The organism is Paenibacillus forsythiae T98, from assembly GCF_000520735.1.
In the GTDB taxonomy this organism is placed as follows: domain Bacteria; phylum Bacillota; class Bacilli; order Paenibacillales; family Paenibacillaceae; genus Paenibacillus_AQ; species Paenibacillus_AQ forsythiae.
Window position 1 is genome coordinate 1 of record NZ_ASSC01000434.1, and the last position, 5,762, is coordinate 5,762.

The window sequence follows — 5,762 nt, forward strand, 5'->3', positions numbered from 1 at the left end:
CTCCCGGCACCTTTCGACCGCCAGATACACCGCCGGACTAAGCTTGAGCCGCTCCACCCCTTGCAGCAGCAGGGAAAGGTTGAAGGTCTTCTTCATCTCCACAATGAGCGGCGGCTCCCCGTCGCCCCGGACGCCAACCAGGTCGCAGGAACGCACCTCGCCTTTGATCTCATAGCCTTGTTTTTCAAAAAAATTTTTTAAAGGAGCATACAGCTCTGTTTCGCGCTTCACCGCCATAGTTTGTCTCCTTTGTTACATTTGCAGCTGATTCTCTATTATAGCACATCAAAAAAGAGGTCAGTATTTCGGGCTTCCCGCATAGGTATGTATTACACTTTTCGAATGCGAACTCCGCTGGGCGGCGGAAGCGTCGGAAGGGACGGCGGCAGGCAGGCGGACATTGGCGAGGGCAGGCGGGCACAGCCCGAACAGACATCACGCGAGGGTCACAAGAGAGCAAGGTGAGGAGGCAGCGAGCAATGGACATTTTTGAACGTATAGCATCGTACCGGGCAGAGAACGAACGTATGGCGTGGAGCGGAACCTTCAAGGAATATATAGAACTGCTAAAAAAAGATCCCACTCCCGCCAAAACGGCCCATTCCCGGGTATATGACATGATCAAATCGCATGGTGTCGAGGAAATTAACGGCCGCAAGCGCTACAAATTTTTCGAGCAGGAGATTTTCGGACTGGACCGGGCTATCGAAAAGCTGGTCGAGGAGTATTTCCATTCAGCCGCGCGGCGGCTGGATGTGCGCAAACGGATATTGCTGCTGATGGGTCCGGTGAGCGGCGGCAAATCGACGCTGGTTACGCTGCTCAAGCGCGGGCTGGAGCAGTATTCCCGTACACTGCAAGGGGCGGTATACGCGATTGAGGGCTGCCCGATGCACGAGGAGCCGCTGCATTTGATCCCGAACGAGCTTCGTCCGGAGATCGAGAAGGAGCTGGGCGTGCGCATTGAGGGCAACCTGTGCCCATCCTGCCAGATGCGGCTGAAGAATGAATATGGCGGCGATATCGAGAAGGTAAGGGTCGTGCGGGTGCTGCTGTCGGAGGAGGAGCGTGTCGGCATCGGAACCTTCAGTCCGTCCGACCCGAAATCGCAGGATATCGCCGATCTGACGGGCAGCATCGACTTCTCGACCATCACGGAATACGGGTCGGAATCCGATCCCCGGGCTTACCGGTTCGACGGCGAGCTGAACAAGGCCAACCGCGGACTGATGGAGTTCCAGGAGATGCTCAAGTGCGACGAGAAGTTTCTGTGGAACCTGCTGTCGCTGACGCAGGAGGGCAATTTCAAGGCCGGGCGGTTCGCGCTGATCAGCGCCGACGAGCTGATTGTCGCCCACACGAACGAAACGGAGTACAAGGCGTTCATTTCCAACAAGAAGAACGAGGCGCTCCAGTCGCGGATGATCGTCATGCCGGTGCCTTATAACCTGAAGGTGTCGGAAGAGGAGAAGATCTACGCCAAGCTGATTGCCCAGAGCGACATGAAGCATGTGCATATCGCGCCCCACGCGCTGCGGGCCGCAGCGATTTTCTCCGTCCTGACCCGACTCAAGGAGAGCAAGAAGCAGGGCATGGATCTGATCAAGAAGCTGCGGATGTACGACGGCGAAGAAGTCGAGGGCTACAAGGAAGCCGACCTCAAAGAGATGCAGAACGAATACCTGGACGAAGGCATGTCCGGCATCGACCCCCGGTACGTCATTAACCGGATCTCAAGCGCCTTGATCAAGGGCGATCTGGAGTGCATGAACGCGCTGGATGTGCTGCGGGCCATCAAGGACGGTCTGGACCAGCATCCTTCGATTACGAAGGAGGAGCGGGAGCGCTATTTGAACTTTATTTCCATTGCCCGGAAAGAATACGACACGCTGGCCAAGAACGAGGTGCAGAAGGCGTTCGTCTACTCTTTTGAAGAATCGGCCAAGACGCTGTTCGAGAACTATCTCGACAACATTGAGGCGTTCTGCAACTGGGCCAAAATCCGCGACCCGCTGACCGATGAAGAAATGGAGCCGGATGAGCGGCTGATGCGTTCCATCGAGGAGCAAATCGGCATTTCGGAGAATGCGAAGAAGGCTTTCCGGGAGGAAATTCTGATCCGGATTTCCGCTTATTCGCGCAAAGGCAAAAAGTTCGAGTACAGCAACCACGACCGTCTCCGGGAGGCGATTGAGAAGAAGCTGTTCGCGGATCTCAAGGATATCGTCAAAATTACGACCTCGTCCAAAACCCCGGATGAGAGCCAGTTGAAGCGGATTAACGAGGTGTCCCGCCGTCTGATCGAGGAGCATGGCTACTGCCCGATTTGCGCCAATGAGCTGCTCCGGTACGTGGGCAGCCTGCTGAACCGCTGAGTGTGAAACCATCTTGAATCATGCCGTAACCGGTAAAAAGGGCCGCTGCCGTCAGCGGTCCTTTTTGAACGTTCAATGATCTTGCGGCTATATGAAAAAATCCGGCTCTGCGGCCGCAATATCATATATAATAGATTCATTGTACAGTTGACGGGGGCGAATACGATGAAAAAACCATTTTACATTATACCCTCCATTCTATTTATCGTCCTCTTTGCTTATGGGCGCATCCTCTTGTACCGGCAGAAGGACATCGATGTGCAATTTAACGCGCTGTATGCTCCAACTCTGAAAGATATCGGGATCGGCCTATTCATCCTGCTTGTCTTATATGCGCTTTCCAGGGTAAATCTCATGGCTTCGTATCTTGCTGCGCTGGCGCTCGGTATCTTTCATTTGGCGAATGTTGAATACATCTACGCGCTGGACCATGTCGTTAATCTCAAGGATATTACGATGGCGTCGGACAAGGAGTTTATTGCAGGCACGTTATTCCATGTGAGCTTCCCGGTCTACTCCATACTTCTGATGGCCTCGCTGCTGGCGTCGGTCTTTGGTCTGAGGAGGCTGTCTCCAGTTCCCTTGAACAGAAGAAGGTACAGCTTGCTGGCCTTTGCCGGGCTGTCGATTCTCTATCTTGCCATTGCCATTCATTCGAGCGGGGATTGGAAGAACGGCAATTTTGTATCGGCATCGATCCGCAATTCCGCAGCTCTGCTGACCTTTAACGCGGAAGCGCTGACGGACTATCCTCCGGATATCGAGCGGCAGATCAACACGTCGCAGCGACTCAAGGACGGCGAATATTTGCTGAACCGGCATACGGGGGGCAAAAATATACTGATGGTCGTCATGGAAGGCATTCCGGGCGCCTATTCGCCCGCCAATCAGGAGTTTCTGGGCATCTCTAACGAGATCCAAATGACCAGTCTGGACAAAATCAAAGACCATAGTCTCATTCTTCCAAACTACATCACTCACAATAACCAGACGATCAGAGGCATGTACTCGCTGGTCAGCGGCGACTATCCCAAATTGGACGCGTCCACGCCGAAGGCCTATGAATATTTGCAGCAAGACCCCCGTTACCGGGAGGAGCTGCTTCCGAAGCTGCTGAAGAACCGGGGCTATAGTACGGCCTTTATCCAGGCGGCGGAGCTGGAGTACATGTCCAAGGGTGATTTTATGACGGCGGCGGGCTTCGATACCGTGATCGGGGGGGAGAGCTTCAAGAACCCCTATGTGCCCTTCGGATGGGGACCGGACGACAAGGCCTTTTTCGAGCAATCGCAAAAATATATCGACGAGCTGAACGCCAAGGGCAAACCCTGGTTCGCCACCATGCTGACAGTCGGAACCCATCATCCCTATGCGGTGACGGACGATTACGCGAAGAACTATCCGAGCCGCAAGGCGGCGGCGGTGGCTTATCTGAATGAGGCGCTGTCCGGGTTCATCGATTATATTGACCATTCGAGCTTCGCCAAGGACACGCTGGTGCTGTTCGTCTCCGACGAATCGCATGGGGTGAACGACCAGCCTTACGGCTCGAACTGGGGGATATTCGCGGCGTATTCACCCGATATTGACGGTCAGATTATAGGCGACGGCGTGTACGGGCAGAAGGATATTCTGCTCTCGCTGCTGGATTATGCGGACCCCGGCCTGGCCGACTATACGACGGGCCGCAGCGTATTCCGGAAATATACCGGGGATTCGCCGGTCCTGTTCGCCTCCCATTATAATGGCGATGTTTTCTATTCGACTGAGAAGGGGACCGTGTATCAGGTGGATAACAGCGGGCAGCTGTACAGCCTGACCTCGGAGAACGGGGAGCTGTTCAGCGGCAAGTACGAGAGAACCTCCCTGTCGGACGATGAGCTGAAGAAGAAAATCCTGACCTATAAAAATTATATCGACAAGTCCTCGGCGGGGGATCGCGTAATCGTGATTATGAAAGATAAAGTCATTCCGCTTATAGGCGGCGGGGAAACCGTTGTTACCGCCGGGCAGTTCATCACGCTGCCGGAGGAATCGTATGTGGATATCCAGGTGGACTATGATGCCTCTTCGATGGCTGCCGCCGACTGGCTTGTTCTGAAATTCGAGGATTACAGCGGCCACAAGAGCGTACGGATGATTGACAAGCCGAACAGCAGCGGAAGAATGACGTTCAGGTTCCACAACAAGAAGACGGTTTACGGCTATGCCTTCAATCTGAAGACCTCGTTTCATACCAATGATTACTCTGGCGCCGAAAAAGCGCTCAAAATCAGCAAGATCAGCGTGGAGTTCTCCAAGACCGCTCCGGAGGCCAGTCCATCGCCGGCTGCAAGTCCCCGCTCATCGCCGGGCACCGCGCCGGGGGCAAGCTTCGGAGCGGCGATCAGTCCGTCACCGGCTGCCGGTTCCGGGCCAAAGCACGTTGAGGTCATTGATATGGATGCCGGGAATGAGTAAATCTGGTGAACGGCTTCCATAAAGCAAGGCCCGGGGACGGTATGTTCCCGGGCCTTTGGTCTTTTTTTGGTGGTGCATCCGCATGAACTCAGACGAACTTCCGCAGCACCTTTTTGCCGTCATAGGAGAAGCAGGCCTTCTTGTCTTCGATGACGGTCTCCAGATGGACGGTCTTGCCCCACAGCGAATAAATATAGGGCAGCGTACGCTCCAGGTACTTCAGGTCCAGCTCGATGCCCTCATAGCGGTGGACGATGTACAGCTCGCCGTTGCGCTCAAAGTTGCCGTTCTGCACGACCAGATAAGGCGAACCGCCGTTGATGCGGGCCTGCACCAGCTGATCCCTGACATTTTCCCAGGCCTTGTCGGTGATTTTCCATTCCGGCCCTTTCTTCTCGAAGACGTACAAGTCGAGATCCTCGACCAATTCTTTGGTCAGGTAGCTGCGGATAAAGGAAATGTCGGAGTCCAGCTCGCGCACCTCGAATATTTTGTCCCGGTCCCAGCGGCGCTCAATATCCTCCAGGATTTTCAGGCCCAGATAATACGGATTCAGGCTCTGGCGGGAGGGCTGCACGACCGCAGAATTGAGCTTGGCGTACTCGACCGTCTCCTCCGGCGTCAGGTCCAGCTCCCGCATGATGCGCTGATGCCAGTAGGAGGCCCAGCCTTCGTTCATAATCTTCGTCTCCATTTGCGGCCAGAAGTAGAGCATCTCGTCATGCAGCATCGTCATAATGTCGCGCTGCCAATCTTCAAGCACAGTGGAGTAATGCTGAATGAACCAGACCACATCCTTCTCGGGCTCCGGAGGGAAGGGTTTGCGTCCGGGCCCGGACTTCCCTGCGGGTTCCTCGGTCTGGTCGAGCCGCCAAAGCTCCTCGTAAGGGGTGGCCTCGCCAGCCTCCTCTTTCGGCTCCCCGCGCC

The 5,762-nt window shown here is 55.0% G+C and carries 3 protein-coding genes and 1 pseudogene; 2 read left to right on the plus strand and 2 right to left on the minus strand.

From position 1 onward, the window contains the following. Nucleotides 1-237: pseudogene (locus L692_RS28810) on the minus strand (DUF2161 family putative PD-(D/E)XK-type phosphodiesterase); the annotation flags it as partial. Nucleotides 238-479: 242 nt separating this feature from the next. Here L692_RS28810 and L692_RS0113930 point away from each other — a divergent pair. Further along, nucleotides 480-2,375, plus strand: coding sequence for a PrkA family serine protein kinase (locus L692_RS0113930; protein ID WP_025700753.1), 1,896 nt, complete (start codon nucleotides 480-482; stop codon nucleotides 2,373-2,375). 165 nt (nucleotides 2,376-2,540) lie between these two features. Further along, on the plus strand, nucleotides 2,541-4,835 hold the full coding sequence (locus L692_RS0113935) for an LTA synthase family protein (RefSeq protein ID WP_051503501.1): 2,295 nt from the start codon (nucleotides 2,541-2,543) through the stop codon (nucleotides 4,833-4,835). An 88-nt stretch (nucleotides 4,836-4,923) separates the two neighbouring features. Here L692_RS0113935 and L692_RS0113940 read toward each other — a convergent pair. Continuing rightward, the coding region (locus tag L692_RS0113940; protein ID WP_025700755.1) for a SpoVR family protein at nucleotides 4,924-5,762 on the minus strand (839 nt) is incomplete at its 5' end.